This is a genomic window from Paenibacillus sp. FSL W8-0919, assembly GCF_038003785.1.
GTDB lineage: Bacteria > Bacillota > Bacilli > Paenibacillales > Paenibacillaceae > Paenibacillus_AQ > Paenibacillus_AQ lactis.
On record NZ_JBBOPV010000001.1, the window covers coordinates 6507358 to 6524598 of the forward strand.

The 17241-nt window shown below is 50.7% G+C and carries 17 protein-coding genes; all 17 read right to left on the minus strand.

Features of this window, described 5'->3' with window-relative positions; translation table 11 throughout:
* Window positions 1–15 precede the first annotated feature (15 nt).
* Window positions 16–204 carry a hypothetical protein gene (locus NST44_RS29475; RefSeq protein ID WP_007130984.1) on the minus strand — a complete coding sequence of 63 codons (189 nt, stop codon included), beginning with the start codon at window positions 202–204 and terminating at the stop codon, window positions 16–18.
* On the minus strand, window positions 201–680 hold the full coding sequence (locus NST44_RS29480; protein WP_007130985.1) for a hypothetical protein: 480 nt from the start codon (window positions 678–680) through the stop codon (window positions 201–203). Before NST44_RS29480 ends, NST44_RS29475 begins: the two co-directional genes overlap by 4 nt.
* Before the next feature lie 20 nt (window positions 681–700).
* Window positions 701–1174, minus strand: coding sequence for a hypothetical protein (locus NST44_RS29485; protein WP_007130986.1), 474 nt, complete (start codon window positions 1172–1174; stop codon window positions 701–703).
* A 26-nt stretch (window positions 1175–1200) separates the two neighbouring features.
* Window positions 1201–4713 (minus strand): DUF5704 domain-containing protein, encoded by a 3513-nt coding sequence (locus NST44_RS29490; RefSeq protein WP_007130987.1) that lies wholly within the window; start codon window positions 4711–4713, stop codon window positions 1201–1203.
* Window positions 4714–4716: 3 nt separating this feature from the next.
* Window positions 4717–5823, minus strand: coding sequence for a copper amine oxidase N-terminal domain-containing protein (locus tag NST44_RS29495; RefSeq protein ID WP_007130988.1), 1107 nt, complete (start codon window positions 5821–5823; stop codon window positions 4717–4719).
* Between the two features lie 88 nt (window positions 5824–5911).
* The gene (locus NST44_RS29500) at window positions 5912–6889 is read right to left on the minus strand and encodes a hypothetical protein (protein ID WP_007130989.1); all 978 of its coding nucleotides are present in this window, start codon (window positions 6887–6889) and stop codon (window positions 5912–5914) included.
* Window positions 6876–7424, minus strand: coding sequence for a hypothetical protein (locus NST44_RS29505; RefSeq protein ID WP_340901333.1), 549 nt, complete (start codon window positions 7422–7424; stop codon window positions 6876–6878). The genes NST44_RS29500 and NST44_RS29505 overlap by 14 nt, the downstream gene beginning before the upstream one ends.
* Window positions 7425–7434: 10 nt before the next feature.
* Entirely contained in the window at window positions 7435–7824 is a 390-nt protein-coding gene (locus tag NST44_RS29510) for a hypothetical protein (protein ID WP_007130991.1), read from the minus strand.
* A 72-nt stretch (window positions 7825–7896) separates the two neighbouring features.
* Window positions 7897–8376, minus strand: a complete 480-nt coding sequence (locus NST44_RS29515; protein ID WP_007130992.1) for a hypothetical protein — start codon at window positions 8374–8376, stop codon at window positions 7897–7899.
* 72 nt (window positions 8377–8448) lie between these two features.
* Window positions 8449–10512 carry a hypothetical protein gene (locus NST44_RS29520; RefSeq protein ID WP_007130993.1) on the minus strand — a complete coding sequence of 688 codons (2064 nt, stop codon included), beginning with the start codon at window positions 10510–10512 and terminating at the stop codon, window positions 8449–8451.
* Window positions 10502–12370 (minus strand): Flp pilus assembly complex ATPase component TadA, encoded by a 1869-nt coding sequence (locus NST44_RS29525; protein ID WP_007130994.1) that lies wholly within the window; start codon window positions 12368–12370, stop codon window positions 10502–10504. The genes NST44_RS29520 and NST44_RS29525 overlap by 11 nt, the downstream gene beginning before the upstream one ends.
* Window positions 12367–13215, minus strand: coding sequence for a hypothetical protein (locus NST44_RS29530; protein ID WP_007130995.1), 849 nt, complete (start codon window positions 13213–13215; stop codon window positions 12367–12369). The genes NST44_RS29525 and NST44_RS29530 overlap by 4 nt, the downstream gene beginning before the upstream one ends.
* Before the next feature lie 39 nt (window positions 13216–13254).
* Window positions 13255–13977: a hypothetical protein gene (locus NST44_RS29535; protein ID WP_007130996.1), complete on the minus strand. Its 723-nt coding sequence runs from the start codon at window positions 13975–13977 to the stop codon at window positions 13255–13257.
* A gap of 9 nt (window positions 13978–13986) precedes the next feature.
* Window positions 13987–15078 (minus strand): SAF domain-containing protein, encoded by a 1092-nt coding sequence (locus NST44_RS29540; RefSeq protein WP_007130997.1) that lies wholly within the window; start codon window positions 15076–15078, stop codon window positions 13987–13989.
* A 31-nt stretch (window positions 15079–15109) separates the two neighbouring features.
* Entirely contained in the window at window positions 15110–15280 is a 171-nt protein-coding gene (locus tag NST44_RS29545) for a hypothetical protein (protein WP_155609868.1), read from the minus strand.
* Window positions 15281–15364: 84 nt separating this feature from the next.
* Window positions 15365–16303, minus strand: a complete 939-nt coding sequence (locus NST44_RS29550) for a ParB/RepB/Spo0J family partition protein (RefSeq protein WP_007131636.1) — start codon at window positions 16301–16303, stop codon at window positions 15365–15367.
* Window positions 16251–17078, minus strand: a complete 828-nt coding sequence (locus tag NST44_RS29555; RefSeq protein WP_007131635.1) for a ParA family protein — start codon at window positions 17076–17078, stop codon at window positions 16251–16253. Before NST44_RS29555 ends, NST44_RS29550 begins: the two co-directional genes overlap by 53 nt.
* Window positions 17079–17241: the final 163 nt, after the last annotated feature.

Consider the following 17241-nt stretch of genomic DNA (forward strand, 5'->3'; position numbering starts at 1 on the left):
ATCCGAATCAAGCCCTTACTCTGCAAACGGTGCAAGTTTCGACATACCGTCGAAGGAGAAAAACCTACATCGATTGCCATTTTTGTACTGGACAGGTAGACCGACTTGTGTCGCCCGCCCTATCCAGCAATAGCCGTACAACAGCTTTGCAGCTGGCGGGACGGCTGCTCCCGCGATCAGCATGTAGCGTGCTAGATCATTCATTGTACGTCCTCCTTCACAAGGTTTACCGCGCCGTTCTGGTTTTGCTGAACAGATCGGCCAAGCAAGTGATTCTTGCGGTAGCAGTAGATATAGAAGCTGTAATCGCCAAGATGGGGGAAGCAGCGAATATAATAGCGATAGTGAGTGGTTTGTAAACAGAAACCACAAACATCGGAATGCCATGCGCCGGGGATACGTGCTTCCGGGTGCCGCCTGCAATAGGCTCGCATCTCATTCAAATTGAGCAAAAGTCCTTGCCATTGCAAATGTTGCACAAGTGCCGCCAGTTCCTGGCGAAAGGCAAGCGTCCTCCGTTCCCCGGCATGATCCGACCATGACATCCAAAACTGATCGTCATCAGTGCCGAAATCTCCTCGCAAATGACCGATATAGCTGAGTTCCTTGCTTTGAGTCGCGATCGCTGAATAGAAGTAAGGTGTCTCTTCCGATGCTAACGGTTGAAGTTCGCCAAACATCGCCCGAACCTCCGTTTCCACTAACGTTGCTGTTCCGTTTTTTTCTTCTGCACGGCTGACGCTTGCCGCTGCTGCTCCGTCACGCGCTCCGGCCGGGCGTAGCAGTATAAGTAAAAGTTGTAATCCCCGGCAAAAGGAAAGCATCGCAAATAGTATCGGTGATCCTGCGTCTCCATGCGGAAGCCGTACACATCTGTGCTCCAAGCGCCGCCGATCCGTGCTTCCGGATGCTGGCTGCAGAACCGAAGCATATGCCGACGGCTTTTCAGCACGCCCTGATCGCCGATCACTTGAAACGCCTTGCCCAATTCTTCTTGAAATGTAGGCGTTTCAAAAGGTGAGTTCCGGGGAAACCAGGTCACCCAGAACTCTTCGCCCGACCGTCCAAAATCGCCGCGCAGATGACCGATGCATCCGCGCGCAATGCCCTCCTCAGCAGACGAGGAATAAAAATAAGCCGCCTCCTCCGGTGCGGCACTTTGTAACCTTTCCATTTGATCTATCCTCCCGGCTGGTGAATTTAATGGGTACCCCCTGTTCCAAAGTCATCATAAGAAGACAGGTCGGCATGATAGAACACCATATCGCCGTCCTGCAAACTAAACGTTGCTCCATACGGGTCGACAAAGCGATGCTGAAACCCTTCTCGTCGCCATTGATTGCTGAGCGGCGCGTGGATATACTGCAAATGCGGTTGATTCACATTCTGATTGCGAATCGTTTCGATATTGAAATTGACAATGATGTACCCGTCCCGCAAAAAGATAGGCGACTTATCGTCCAGCCGATTGGTTCGTCCGTACTCGGCCAAGTTGAATCCTTTGGGGACGACATACGGCGCGGCAGGTAGACTGTATTCGCCAACCCATCGCTGCACCGAAGCATGGGCACGCGAAACGTCAATGCCGGAAGGAACTTCCATACTGCCGATAAATGTCCGAAGCCGTGGCGGGAGCAACATGACATCATATCCGCCCACGTAAACGGGCTGCTGTGCATCTTTCAAAAACTGCTGAATAAACGTTTGCTGGTTGCCAGACGCACCGTTCAGCGACCAAAGGGAAGATGCCGTGTTCGTCAGTTCCTGCTGGGACATATTGCGCAAGCGGGTGTCCAGCGTCACATGACGCCGCTCCACATCTGCACTGGAGCCGATGCGAATAAAACGTTTATTCCCCGAATGATAGTACAAGTCCACCTCTTGCCGGTTCTTGCCCTTGCTGTCGACAAAGTAAAAGGTTGGCGTAATCTTGATCCCGTCGTCCGAACCGAACATATTGCCCATACTCTTCAATTCAAATTTAATATGGTAGCCGGTTTTGACAGCCACGTTTTTCTTGCCGGCATCCGGATGGCTCCCCGGTCGTATCGGCAACACGTAAGGAGGCTGATTCCCCCGTGCTGCGCCGTCGATGCCCTTCGTACCCACCCAATAAGCGTTGCCAGTCGGCGTTGCACTTCCTCGTTCTCTGCGAAATACGGTCTCCCAATTAAAGTCGGCAATGTCTGTGATGCGGAAATCATAGACACGGCCGATCACTTCAACCGGCACAACCTGTGTGGCCACATGGTGCGTCAAGTCTAAATTGGCGTTCATTTGTGACGTAAAGGAGGGAGGACTGTTTTCAGCAATGGTTCGGAATAGTACATCATAATTGCCCTCGTCCACCCAAACAGGTAAATAAAACGTTGTCTGAATCTGGCCGACCGGGATCGACGTCCATGTTTCTTTCGGGATCAGCGTTTTCCGATCCGCTTTGTACACGTCAAACGGAAACCATACTTGCTTGTCGCGCATATACTTGCCATAGTCGCGATTGCCGTAACCCTTTATATCCCGATGCGCTCCATTGGTTGGGATGATGACCGTAAATGGACGATCCAGAATAAGCGCGGCTCTCCCTGCGGTCGGCAGCGTTTTTTGATTATGCGCCTGATCGTCAGATACGGAAGCCTGGTTGACGACCGGCGTATGCACCGTCACCGGATTAATGCCATCAATGGGATAGCTTTGGTTCTGGCCGCCTCCAATTCCTTCGATGAGCGCATAGAAGATCGTGCCGGAGCTTGGCTGTTCGGCCTTGTTGGGTTTGCTGGCATCGATCAACAAACCGTTGCTATACAGAACATTTTGTCCGATCTCGGGCGGAGTCGGTATCTCCCTCGGGGGCGGGGCGGTTTCTTCCGTGATCCGGTTGTCCATAATCGTTTGCCCGTTAAAGATCAGTGAGTCATTTTTCACTTTGATTTTTCCGACAGCCTGTTCCGCTGCGTTGGTCCAATCCTCATTCGGCACAGATGGACGGCTGGAACCTCCTTGAATCGTTTGCCCAGGCAGCGTCACATTTTGATAGACCGGATCGATAATATGAGCCTGATGGGTGGCGTCGTGAGAAACCGAGACCCTTGGCTGCGCGTAGCCGTTCGGCTTCAAGGTAACTTGTCCGCTGGGTAACGCGTAGTTGGAAACCTCTGCTTTTTGCAAGCCATATACCTCCAGACGATCAATGAGCCAGTAGCTGTACTTGCGCTCCACGGTATAGCTTTTCGTTACGGTTTGTGTATCCGAGCGTGAAACAGGCACTCTGGTTGGATTGCCTTCGCTGTCCGGGGGACCGGAAACGTATTCCGTCCAGCGCAGCGTGTATGTTCGACTAACGGTAATCGGGTACGTCTTCGTCCCTTTGATTTCCGTAAATTTGTTTCGGTACAGATACGCTTTGGCATTCGCTTGAACATAAAGACTCTCCGATGTCGGGATGCCTTGAAGCACGTCGAAGCGTTCCGCACCGCGAGTATCCGCTTGGATCACAGCCGAAGCATCGGGATTCATCACTTCGTTTTCCTTGACAGCTCCAGGCTCTGTTTCGTCATCCGTACCGCCATTTCCCCCTTTGTATATGCCGATAAAATTGGAGCCTCCGGAACCGACAAAGATGGACCGATCCAGCAACTTGCTATCTCCTTTTTCCTGAATAAACAATTTCTCGTCGGGCTTGTTGTTGTTCGTGATATAAGACCGGATGATTTCATACGTCTGCCCGTCTTTGGTCAGTGCGGCTTCAAACGTGTGATTCACTTCATCTCCGGTCGCATATTCGCCTTTATCCACCTCTTTCAGGACTTGGCCGCCTTCTGTCATATAAATCGCCTTCACCGTATTTTCCTCATGGTATTCGGCGATTAGATTCGTTCCGCCCAGCGCGACCGTAAAGCTGCGAATGCGCACTTTTTCGTTCGTTTCCGGGTTTTCCTGCACCCACGTTTTTCGCGACGGGTCTTGCTTCGGTGATATATAGGAGCGAGCGATGGTATACGTTTTTCCATTGTCTTCGATCACCGCCGGAAATTCATGATTGATCGTTTCCCCGATCTCGAACTTTCCTTTTTCAAATGTCACATCCGGTCGGTCAATCACCCGTCCGTCTACTGTTTTAGCGATAACGTCCACCGGGAATTCCGCACTACGATATGGAATATGCAAGCCAAAGTAATCATCCAGATCGTCCGGAAATCTCCAGCCTTCCGCTTGTTTGATCCCGGACAACGTATAAAACGGACCTTTCCGCACCGAGCCGTCCGCATTGACCGATACCATCACAGCATAAAAGTAAAGATCGTCATTGTTCTGAATGCCTTCCATTCCTGCTTGCCAGAGGCGCTGCGTCACGATTTCTTCGGGGATTTCGTAGTATGATGTCAACGGTTGCCCCGGTACAGGAGGATCGGGATGCTGCCCGATTTGTCGTACTTCCTGATTCATAAACAAGGCATGCGGCCTGCTGCGCGGGTCAGCGCATTGTTTGGGCGATGTTGTGCTGCAAACTTGCTCCCGGGTCACCACCCAGCCCACCGTCCGATACCGAATCGAAGTGCTCGCCGCCGTGCTGGTGATTTCGAATTGAATCTTGCCGTCACGGATAATCACTTGCGGGGGAGCTGCCGCCGCTTGTTGAACGACGAAAAACGGCATAAAAAAAGTGCATGCCAGCAGCATGCACAGTACACGTTGATAAAGTTTTCTGTTGCTCACCGATCATTCCACCTTTGAAATCGTGTGGTTGAAAAACAAGCTGGCCGTGGGCGAGACCTTTAACGTGCTTCCCCAATGGCCGCCGACGTTGGTGACCATTTTGATGTCGGCGTACCCTTCATACCACACATTCTTTTCAAAATCTGCTTCCTGCGGAAACCAGTTATCATAAATCAACCGTTCATGATGTTTAAACGAGAGGAATTGAACCCGAAACTTGACGCGAATATAATCCGCTCCAAACCCGTCATAAAAAATCATGGACGGCTCCGGTTCCAGGTAGCCCATAATATGAATTTGATTTTCTTTCACCCAATCCACATATTCACGAATGTATCTCAATTCCGCATTGGAGTTTTGCATCTTCGTTGCAAACATGGCCTGCGCCCACGTATCATCAATCGTGCGGTAATCTACATTTAACAACAAAGCGCCAAACGTTTTTAAGTGTCCCATCCAGATGTCCACGTTCTGCTTGTTGTATTCGGGGATGGTCGCGTACAGTTCGGAAGACACTTTGCTTTCTGAAGGACGGGAGGGGGGGTACGCCATCTCGTACATCTCATTGGGAACATCGGCCAAAATGTAGGGATAGTCCGCCGCATTTTTCGGAAGATCCGTCTTGCGGAGCAAGCGGCCCCATTCATCCGTGTCGCTCTCAGAGATGTCCTTCGTGTGAATTGTCACCGTTGACGTACTGCCGTCCCATTCCACCTCTGCGCCCAGCACCTCGCTGACAAAACGCAGCGGCACAAACGTCCGGCCGTCCTTGGTTACCACTTGCGTATCTAAAGCGACCTCTTGTCCATTGACAAGCGCAATATTTGAACCGATTTGCAGTCGAATCTGCTGGCCGTCCCGTTCAATCGGCACCGATTGGCTCGGAGCTTCCCAGCCAACCTTGGCACCAAGCGATTCCGCAACAAAGCGAACTGGCACTAATGTTCGCTGGTTCTCGTCAACATAAGCTTGGGCATCGGGAAACCATATTTTTTTACCGTCCAACACCACGCTTACAAACGTAGGAGGAAGACTGGCAGCACTTGCCGCAACTCCGAACAAGCTGCTAACCAGGACGGTAATCGTCATGGCCATAAACCATTTCTTCACTCATTTCACCTCTTATTCAAGTAATCCTGACTGAACTGGTTGCACCTGTTACTACTAGCATAATGTGCATGAATCAGTCTGTCCACTTTTAGAAAGAGGAACAGGAAAGGGGCATATAGCCCTGTTTCGCAGCCGCTTTTTCACTTGTGAACGTTTCTTCTATCGGATAGGAGAACGGGCAGGTTCTGCGATAATATACTTTCATATTGTCTTTCATCGCTCCCACAATCTCCGTTGGCTTCATCACGCGGCTGCCGCCCAATGCGTAGCTGTTATATACCTTGTGTCCGATCGGAATGCCCCGCATAAAAGCTACAACGCCTACATCGGCAATCGTGTTGTGCCATTCCTCCATCGGGATGGACGGAAATGTAAACGTATAGGAAAGACCATTTCGTAGGGCGACTTCGTTGTGCTTGTTGATCCGATAGGATAGCTCATCTTGTATTGCGCCCACGATGGTGCTACGACGCACTTCATTAAATAACGTAGCATCTCTTAACAACGGAATGTTGGCCTCCGCTTGAATGTCCCTGCGAAAACCCTCATGCCAACTACGAGTCGCCGCGACATACACCAGCACTTGTTCGTCCAACGTAAAGGAGTAGCTGTTGCCGCTTGAATCGGTATACGCATACGGCTGTTTGGTTCCCCAAGCCGATGCCATGACGGTATGACCGTTACGATCTGTCCATTCATCCTCAGCATAGACATAAAACCCGTCGTATCCAATGACGATAATTACCGGAATGTAACGCTGCAACACCCCTTGCGAAACCGGATCGCTGGATATGCCAAAATTGGTGTACAGCGTCCGGTAAAACGCCGTGAGAGCTTCCTCCTTGTTGACCGTTACTTGCTTGACCGACTCGTAGCGTGACTCATGCTGCTGATCAGCATTAATGATGAGTGCTTGTGCTGCCGCATCCACCGCTGCATCCATGGCAGCGTCATAACGCAGTTCGAGCAGCATCGTTTGACGCATCAGTTCCACGTCAATCTGATTGATCGTGGCAAACGGGAAAAAGATCAGCACGCCGACGACAGCCCATTCAATCCACTTCATTGCGTACCACCCCGCCATAAGGAATGAATATTTTATCGTTCGGGCTGACGGTGCTGTTCAGAAAATCAAACAAGATCGTGCCGGGCGTACGGCTCACATTTTTGACCGTGACCGTGAACGTATCGCCCACCCGCAGTTTGTACCTTCTTGACGGGTCATCTCTGGGGGCAGAGCTATCGGGAAACAGCACCGGCAAGATTTGAGCGTTGTAAAACGCATCATAATGCACTTCATACGTGCCCTGGAACGTTTCCGGCCTGGCCGGATCGTCATATACCGGCACATATTTCTTGCTCTCATGTTCCATCTGCACATCGAAATTAAGGCCCGTCACCTCAATAGCTTGTCTGAAATCGGTATACATGGTCGGTGAAATATATCCTTTGTCACGTACCGCATCCACAAACGCCGTTGTCGCCCGCAGGACGACCAACTCAGAAATATCATCCTGCTGCTGGAACGCTGTGTAAATCGGGTACATGTATAGCAGCAGTACGGCAAGCAGTATCGCAAACACTTTGATATAACTGTTCATGGCATTCTCCTTAACGTGTGACGACTATCAGGCACATCAGACGCCCGTCCGTGTCACGTTCGTGCGAGACGCTGTAGCGGCCATGGAGTTGGATTCTATCAGAAAACCATTGCTCCCGATTCACCGGTGATGCGTATCGGACGCCATCCACCACGATTTCCGCATCTCCTTCTTCCAACCGCGCGATGGCCTGAAACACTTCGGTTCCCGACATACTGCCATCACCGGACAAGGGAGACAACGTTTGCCGGATGGTCCGGTCCTGCGTCATACCTGAGAAATAGGCCGAATCGGCAAGCGTCGCGCCGTTTTGAAACAGCCATAGCCCGCTAACTACGGCGACTAAAAACAGGAGACAGGATGCACTCATCTCCAACATCGTTCGCGTTGCGTAATCCAATGGCTTCCTCCTTTCAGCAAAAGGGGGCGTCAGCTAGACAGACGCCCCGTAGCTTCATTTCGTTTTCGCGCCTTATTGTTGACGGAACACGATCCCGCGAATGACGTTGCTGCGATCTAGCACCAATTGCGCCTGAAACTTTCCGCTCGGATTAACATAGTTCACATTGGCTTCATCGACGGTATGCTCCAAACGTCCAGGCGCATCGCCAACGACCGATCCATACGTGATGCTGTCCATCGGAACGCCAATGTTGATGACTTTGCCATACCACTGTCCGGTCGGGTTTTTCCCGGTGATTATTTGGATGCCAAATTGTTCCTGATCCGAAAACTTGCGCAGAGCATTGACGACTTGACTACCCGAAAGTGTCGTGTTGTCGTACACCGTAAATGCCGTCTGCGATAATTCCGTTTGGATATTGCTAAAATTGCTTTGAGCTGCTTTTGTAGAATCTTGCGCGGAAATAAACAACACGACAGCGAGGGTAATGAGCGCAATTGCGAGGAAAATGCCCGCCGCCATTACCAGCGCCTTTTGTGCATTGGACATAGTCGATCTCTCCTTTAAATGTAGAAATAAAAAACGGTCCTTTCCAACATGGAAAGCACCACTAAAGATGAATTATTGAATGCGTTGCAATTGCTCGTAGTACACCGACATTTGGTTCAAGCTAACAACAATGAGCGGAATGACCAGATAACCGAAAATAAGCGCCATCATTGGTGCGAACCCGATCATTCTGCCCCAGTCCGCCTTGTGCTCAATCAATCGTTCGTACTCCTGCTTGCGTTCTTCCTGTGCATACACGTACTCGGACTCCAAATCATCAAACGCTTTTCGAATCGGCAGCGTGCTTGCCGCCAGTTCCAGCTTTTCCACCATGCGCACGAATGGCTGAAAAGGCGCATCCTCCTTGAGCTGCGCCAGCGCCTGTTCAGCGCCTTGATCAAAATGGAGCAGGCATGTTTGCAGCGGCTCTTCGAACACGCGGGCGAACTGCTCCATCCAAATTAGCAAATGCTCTACCGACATGCGATCCATATCGGCCAGCATCGCAATGACCGCCTGCAATTGATCCACTTCATGCTTCATTTCCATTTGCCGCATCTTGCGCTGGAACAGGCGAATGCCGACCGGCGCCCAGTAGCCGACCCAGCCCGCCAAAACGGTCAATAGCGCTTGCCACCATTTGACGTATTGCCTGTCGAGTTTCTCCAACTTGCCTATAATGCGCTGTGCATCCGCGCGAAGCGCTTCATCCGAACGTTCTCCTCCGGTCTCCTTTCGCAACAGCTCCAAGAGCGACTCCTCTGTAGGCCTCACCCCCTTTACTTGTTCGATGATTCTCCGATCCAGCGCGGCTGCTTCCAGCGCTCTTTCCTGCTCCTCAGGCGTCGCTTGACCAAACAACGTATTGGCATACACCGGCGCATATAGCACTTGATGCCGATCCGTAAAATGCAAAGCTATGAATAGCCCCATTGCTGCAAGAAAAGCCATGCTTCCCGCCACGATTCGCTGGACATAAAACCATTCCAACCGTAGAGGAGAAGCCGTTTCTTTCAGTAGCTTCACCATCCGTTCCGCTTCCCTTGAGCCAGGAGCAGGACCCAATCGGTGAACGAGCCAACACATCCAGCCCCAGCCGTGCGCCCATTTCTCCCATCTCTTTCGGTTGGTGATTTTCGGCGAGGTCTCCAAGCTCTGAATATGACGAAGCAGAACATAGGAGAGCCAAACGACCCCCATCAAGCCGAGCTTTATGCTCCAACCCATCACACTGCTGTAAAAGGCGTCCATCGCCGAAAAATAATAGCTGGCCCATGCTTCAATCGGACGGGTAAACAAGAGCGGAAGCAGGGCAATAACGGACAGCCCATGCAGCAAAAAACCAAGGCGTTCCCGGCGCAACAGTTCAAAGTTTAATTCACCGGCCAATTTTCCCAATGCCTTCAAATACAATGATCCGCTATCCGTTTGTTTGTCTCCGTATTCCTTCACCAGATACGACAATCCGGCCAAACCTTTCAAATAACGGTTCGGAGCCGCTTCCAAGTATTGTTCCAGTCGTTCTTCCGCGTGGCTGTCGGTCAACACTTCAACGATTTCCTGGCCGTGCAAAGTCATTTCATACGGCGCTTCATCCGTCGCTTCGTAAATCGCTTCTTCTACCATTCCGTGTCGGTGATAATGATGACGGACATCCCCGAAAAACTGGCGTAGCTGACGCAACAATCGCATTTCCAACCGTTGTACGAATACGTCTGTTAACATGCCGTGGCAAACCCAACCGCCAATCATCAGCATGACAAGTGTAAATACATCGCGCACCCAAAGCGTGATCGGCACAGCCGCTGCAAGCAACATGCCCCAGAGCCAAAGCGCCGTCCGCATCGTCTCCAGACGCAGCTTCCACTCATCGCCCAGGTGGAGAATAACCAAACGACGACGAATGAAGTGTAAGTAGGTACGCAAGAGCGGTACACGAGAGCAGAGGGTATAGAGTTGTTGCATGCCGTTGTGCAATGCCTGCTTGTTGCTCGTTTTGGCAGGTTGGCGCAAGGCTTCATACTTTCGTGCTGCCCCGGCTTCCCCATAGCGGGACAAAAATTGAAACGCTAAGACCGCCCCAAGAAACAACAGCGTCGCTCCGCCAAGCAGCAGGGAAAGCCACTCAAGATTCATCGCCATCCCCCCAATTACACAAAAACGCCTCGAAAGCTGCCTGGTCCGGACCGGCAAGCCGCTCGGCAATCTCTTTGCGGCTTTGTTCGGACAACGGATGAACCGCGACATAACGGCCGTCCCGATATTCAATGACATTTCGCGCTTCATACAGTTTCCGATCCGTGGAGCGATGGAAGTAGTCCGTCACCGTCTCCATAAACGCATCCATCTTCTCATCCAGCGTCTTTTTCTCGCGAAAGTCTGTCCGGTAAGGCATTTCCTGTGCAAGCGGTACGCATTCCGTGATGCGCTCGATATAGCGGCGACCGTCCGCATCCCGTTTTAAATGAATATCAAAGTTGATGACGCTGACCACTTGCTGTTCTGCCACCTGTTCATTGGTAAACACGCCGGTTTTGAGCAATGAATTGCGCAAGGACAACACCAAATCGCGAAACGTTTTGGCGTGGTGGGTAAACAACGTAAAAAGTGAAGCCACTTGCGCCATTTGAATCATCCAGGCCGCTACCGGGTCGGTCGCCACCTCACCCAAAATGTTGACCGAGCCGTCCGTTTTTTTCTGTATATCCAGCCCGGCCTGACCGGAGATCGTTTCCGTTTCCCGAAGGCTGAGAATATTACGATTCGGATAAATTTTGCGCAGTTGCAGTTCAAAGCTCATCTCTTGAACGCGAATCGGGAGCAGGGCGGATATATGACGCACCATGGCCATAAGCAGCGTCGTTTTCCCGCTGCCTTGCGCGCCAGTTATCGCCGTAATGCGCTCTCCCATCACAAGATAGCGAATCAGAGCAATCGGCAGTTCCGCATGTTCATCGCGAATCAGCTGTTCCAAAGTGGCATTTTGCACATCAAATTTGCGCACAAAAAAAGCCCACGACTCGGCAAATCGGGGGCGCAGCACCACGACACGAGAACCGTCGGCCATTTCATTCACCTTGTATCCGGTCGTTTCGGACAACTGGCCGGGAAAATTATGCTTGTAGATGTTTTGGCATACGCGCCGCAGTTCCAGTTCCGATCCAAAGGAGAGGAAACTAAGGTGGATGGATTTCCCCTCATAAAAAACCCACACACTATCATGCGCCCGCGGCACCTCACCGAGTTGAACATCCCCGTCCCAATCCCATGTTTCTTCCCATACGGAAGGCGGCAAACCGGACACTCCGCCGGACACGCCGTCAATGCGCATATCGCGCAGTTCGTCCACGACACTAAAGCCTTTGTAGTGCTGGTAAATGCGCTGCACCACGATTTGAAGTTTATCCTCTTCCGATAGCTGGACGTCCTCTTGTTCATAAATCTCGCCGATCTCCTCAGACGTAATACGGTAAGACAGCTCCTGTTCTTCATGGGCATCCGGCTTGGGCCGATCCAGATCATAGCGGCGTATGAGTTCACTAAGCGCATGATAGCCGTGACGTTTTTTGTATACATGAAGCAAGATGTCAAACTGATCCTGATGCGACAACGATTCAGGGCGATCAAACGGGATCAACCGGTTCAGATGTTCATGATCCAACGTATAGTGCTGTGCAAGCAAATCGGTTATATATTGCTTGACATACATTTTGTCACGCAGATCACCAGACGTGCATCCGCGCAGCGCTTTTTTCATCTCGGCCCGCTTGTTTTTCCGTCGCCGATACTCTTCTTCTGATAGACCGTAATCCGTCAGATTGGCGCTTATCACGTCATGCAGTGCTCTTTTGACGTATTCTTCCATCGCCTTCAACGTGTACACCGGCGCTTCCTGCTGGCGTTCCGGCAAGGTTCGGCTCATGCGCAAATACAGGAACAATACGCCTATTAAGACAATGCCTCCGATCAACAGACCATGTAACGCGCCCATCATATCGGGGTCTCCTTCCCGCCGAAAAAGGCATTGTGCAAGCCCGTTTGTTCAATCAACGCAAGTGCCAACGCTCGCACGTCTCGCATGAACAGATAGTTTTCATGTTCCCGCGGCACTTGCCGATTGCGATACATGTAAGAAATCGCCTGCCCGTTTTGTCCATCATCCAACCACCGTGTATTGTAACTGACCGAACATGTTTGTAAACGCCGTCCATAAGGACGCAACAAATTTTTATGGGTCAAAGATGAGTACCGATCATATTTTCCGAATACGAGCACATGCTTTTTAGTTGCGAGCATCGCTTGAAGTTCATCCATCCGAAAAAAACGATGGACAGCCAACCGATTTTGCGGGAGGCACACCACCAGCACATCCGCCAGCCGCAGTAAACCGTTGGTCCATTCCGATGAATTTCCGCTGCCGCCATCCACAAACACAAGATCATACATCCGTTTCGCCATGCTTAGCAGCGATTCCATCCAAGGCGTGGCCATGTCAATAAAACGATCATCCGGCTTGCTTGAACCCGGCAGCAAGTCGAGCCTGTCCTTTAACAAAGGCAGCGTGTAATCCCGAATCATGTTGGGTTGCAATTTTCGGTTTTGCAGCAGTCGCAATAACGCATCTACCCCCATATTGACTGAGACATCCATGTCCATCTCCCGAGAGGCATGCGTTTGATAAAAGCATTGCTTCAAGGCGATATCGTGACTTTCACAATGACCCAGCAGCAACATATGTGCCGAACACTCCAGTCCCATGACCGAGGCAGTCGCTGCCAGATTGCTCGTTGTCCCGGTTCCCGATACCGGACTCCAAAACACGATTGTATGTCCCGTCACCGTGTCCCCTCCTTTTCTCAATCATTTTGATCAGCTTGATTAGCGACGGAAGGCAGCGCGTTCTTGGCGAAGTCGCTTCCATGCCTTGCGAACGGTTTTGTCGTCCCAATCAAACAACTGTTGTGCCATCTCCCATATCGTGCGGCGATACGTTCCCGATAGTCCCTTCACATCGATGCGGCCATGATGCTGGTTTTCCAGCTCGGCGGATACATCACGCTCATCCAGCGGAAAACGAAAAACCGCTTCCTCCCAGCGAATGGTCTGCTGAGCAAAGGCGGAATCGAGATACGCCTCGGTGACAGTCAGAGGAACAACGGATAGCATCATCTTGTAAAACGATACCGGTTGATTCTGTGCTTCATGCAAGCATAACCGCTGCATCAATTCGACATTTCGCTGCATGGTCAATCGGTTGAAATTGCTGCACCAGATCCGCTTGTCGTAATGGGGTAACTCCCGCCCTTTGACCATTTCGGTATGGTCGGTGTCCAGCAGCATCACATCGTAATCCATGCCATTTGCTTTCTGATACAAGTATCGTTCCATCTGCGAATACAAGATAAACCCACAGGCCACGTCCACACCTTCAAACTCGTAGAGCGGGGCGCGTAATTCTTCCTGCGGCAAATATCCCTGTGTCGTTTGTGCGAGAGTGGAGTCCACCACCAGCACCTTGTAATCCATTGCGGCCAGGAGTTTGCCAAGCAATAACAGCACATGGCTTTTATCCGGCGCTCCTAAAAATACAATCTTTTTCATGGTTTCTCCTTATTGATTGAAGATTTCGGAATAATCCGGGGCCGTTTCTGACTCTGGCTCGGATGCAGGCGGTGGATCGGGCAACGTCGCTTCGGGCGATTCTTCTTCTACCACGACCGGAAGGGAAGAAGGCGGCTGTTCATCTTCTCCTTGCACCGACTCTTGGTCATCCTGCTCCGGGAAACTAAGGGGCTGCGGCATTTGCTGAGCGGCATTGCTTTGCTGTGTTGCGGCCCGTTCATTCATGAGTTGTTGCTGCACGGTGACATTGCCGTACATCACCCGCATTTTGTCCGCTTCGCTCATTTCATTCAGGTTGCTTTCCAACCTTTCGCGTTGCTGACGAGCCAGCTCAGTAGAAACCTGCTCAACCAGGTTTGGGTTTTGCTCCAATAAATCCAACACCATCGGATTGGCCGGATAAGTCGCCGTCGCTGCCTCTTGCAGTCCCGGTTCGATATAGGGCACCGCGTATAATCTTGCGCCTTGCAGATAAGCATCGATGATCGCGCTTGATGTGAGCAGCAGGTCGGTTTCATTCATCTCCAGCCAAATGACGGTTCCCTCGCGATCAAGCACCTGCTTTTTGGCAAGCACAACGAAATCTTCGCCAGTCGGGAAGTTGATCCTCACATCGATATACTGTGCTTTTCCCAGATGCGACGGAAGCTGAATGATTTGAAACTCTTGTGTCCGCACATCCTTGGCAATCGGGTTGCCCTCATACAGCACAGAAGCAAGAAGCGGCATTCCCGGGCGAAGTTCAACTTTGGCGTGTTTACCGACCGCCTCTTCCTCCTTAGCGATCATTTCGGGCGAAACCAATGCGGTCGGCAGGGTCATCGCCGTGACGTCTTCCGGTTCGATCTGCTCACCGTCCGGAATGGTTCGAGCCACAGTCCATACCGTTTGCAGCGATTCTTCTTTAGTCGCTGTTAACTGTTCTATTTGCCTCTCATAATGGGCGATCACTTCCTGATGTTCCTGCTGTTGTTCAGCTTGTCTCATCAAGTGAAAAATGACAGCCGACACGAGCAAAAGAATGCCGAACAAAATGGCAGCGATCACCAGCATCTTGCGATGACGATAGATCCAAGACATGCTCACGACTCCTTTCTATACCAAATGAATTTCAACTTTCTTCCTTCTCATTGCTTTTATGCTTTGCTCGACTTCTTTTTCTTCGTTCCTCTTTAGCTGTGTTGGAACGCTCCGATTCATCTTTCGGTTCTCTGCGGTCAAAACCGGGCCTTTCTTTCATTAATCGTTCGTATTTCCGCCATTTACCTTCCGTAAAGAGCATCTCCGTCACCTCCTTGTAGGCACAAAAAAACTCCCCGGCAATGGAGAGTAAGGAATGGCTATTTTTTGTTCATGTTGCTTAAGATTATCTTCCATGTTCGCGCTGCCGCTTGCGATACCAGCTTTCAAGCAATTGGACAATAAGGTCCTCCTTTTGTTTTTCAGTGAAATTCTTAGGGAAAAAGCGATCAATGCGCTCCCGCTGAATGTGCATTTTTTCCCTCTGATTGGGCTTTTCCTCCGTCAAAATCGAGAAGATAACATCCATATTGAGCCGTCCGCCCTGACTCAGTTTCTTCATACGCAGCGCCTGTGACAAAGAAGGCGTACAGTCTTCGGACTGTATCGTTTCATAAAGGTCTTGCTGCTCTTTTTCGGCCAAGTAAGACAACTCAACAGCCGGATTAAACGCGATCCGTTTTTCATCTACCATTTCAAGAATGGAAGGGATCAAATGAGTCAAGCGAATATATCGCTGAATTTGATTGCGACTTTCTCCAACTTGATCTGCTAGCAGTTCATCGGAACGTTTTTGTGTCCCAACTTGGGACACATTTTCTTTACTTGGTCTGCCTGCCTGTCTTTTCATCGCCTCCAGCTTCATCTTATAAGCAAACGCCTTCTCGCTAGGCGCGATATGCTCCCTTTGCAGGTTGCTGTCCACCATAATAATGGTCGCTTGATCGTCGTCCAGTTCGCGGACGATGCAAGGCATCATTTCCATACCCGCCAGCTCGCTCGCCTTTTTCCGCCGATGTCCGGCGACCATCTCATAACCGCCCTCTGCCTTCGGACGTACTAATCCAGGAACCAATACGCCGTATTGCTTCACACTATCTGCCATTTCCAGCATCGCTTCATCCGCTTTTACTTTGAATGGATGATCGGGGAAATCGCTGATCTCTGACAACGGGATGTCCATCACTTTTTCCCGCTGTGCATCGGCGCGGCTCTCATCGGTCGAAAACAAATCATCGACTGTGGTCAGCTTGATGCTGGCGCGTCTGTCGTCTTTCTTTGCCAATACCCTTCACCTCCTTTGTAAATGCCGCATACGCTTCGGCTACTTGTCCGTTCGGATCATGCTTATAAATGCTCTTCCCCTTGGCGCTCGTTTCCGCCGCACGGATGGAAAGCGGAATTTCCGTTTGAAACACACGCAGCTTGTCTCCATAATCACGCCGAAGAACAAAGGAAATATCCTTGGCAAAGTTGGTCCGGTTGTCCACCATCGTCAGCAGCACGCCATCTACCAGCAACTTCGGGTTGATTTGGCGTCGGACACGGGAAATGGTTTGCAAAAGCTGCGTCATTCCTTTCGCCGGTAAATAATGCGCCTGAACCGGAATGATGACGCTATCAGCAGCCGCCAGTGCATTGATGGTCAACATGCCCAAGCTGGGCATACAGTCAATAAGGACATAATCATAGTCCTTTTTCACCTTGTCTATATAGGAGCGCAAGATCGTTTCCCTGCTCATTGTATTGACAAGCGAGACTTCAACAGCAGACAATTCGATGTTACCGGGCATTAGGTCAATCCCTTCGGGATGGTGCAAAATGCCTTTTTGGGGCGGATACGATTCTTCCAACATATTTTTAACGAGCAGTGTAGCCAAAGAAATTGACAAATTATCCGGTTCGCGGTAACCCAACGCATCTGTCAAATTGCCTTGTGCATCCGCATCCACTAGAAGAACCTTTTTACCTTCAGTCGCCAAGCCAATACCTAAATTAACAGCCGTAGTCGTTTTGCCGACACCGCCTTTCTGATTGGCAAGAGCAATCACCTTCGTCATTCGCTGTTCCTCCTTTCATGAAAAATGCCGGCTGCCTGAGAGGGACAACCGGCTCTTTGAAGAAATATCTATATAAAAAGAGAACGCCCCGATAAGGACGCTCTCTTGGATATTCTTGTTTTCAATTAAAAATCACTAGGTGTATCTATCCATTCCAAGTCGA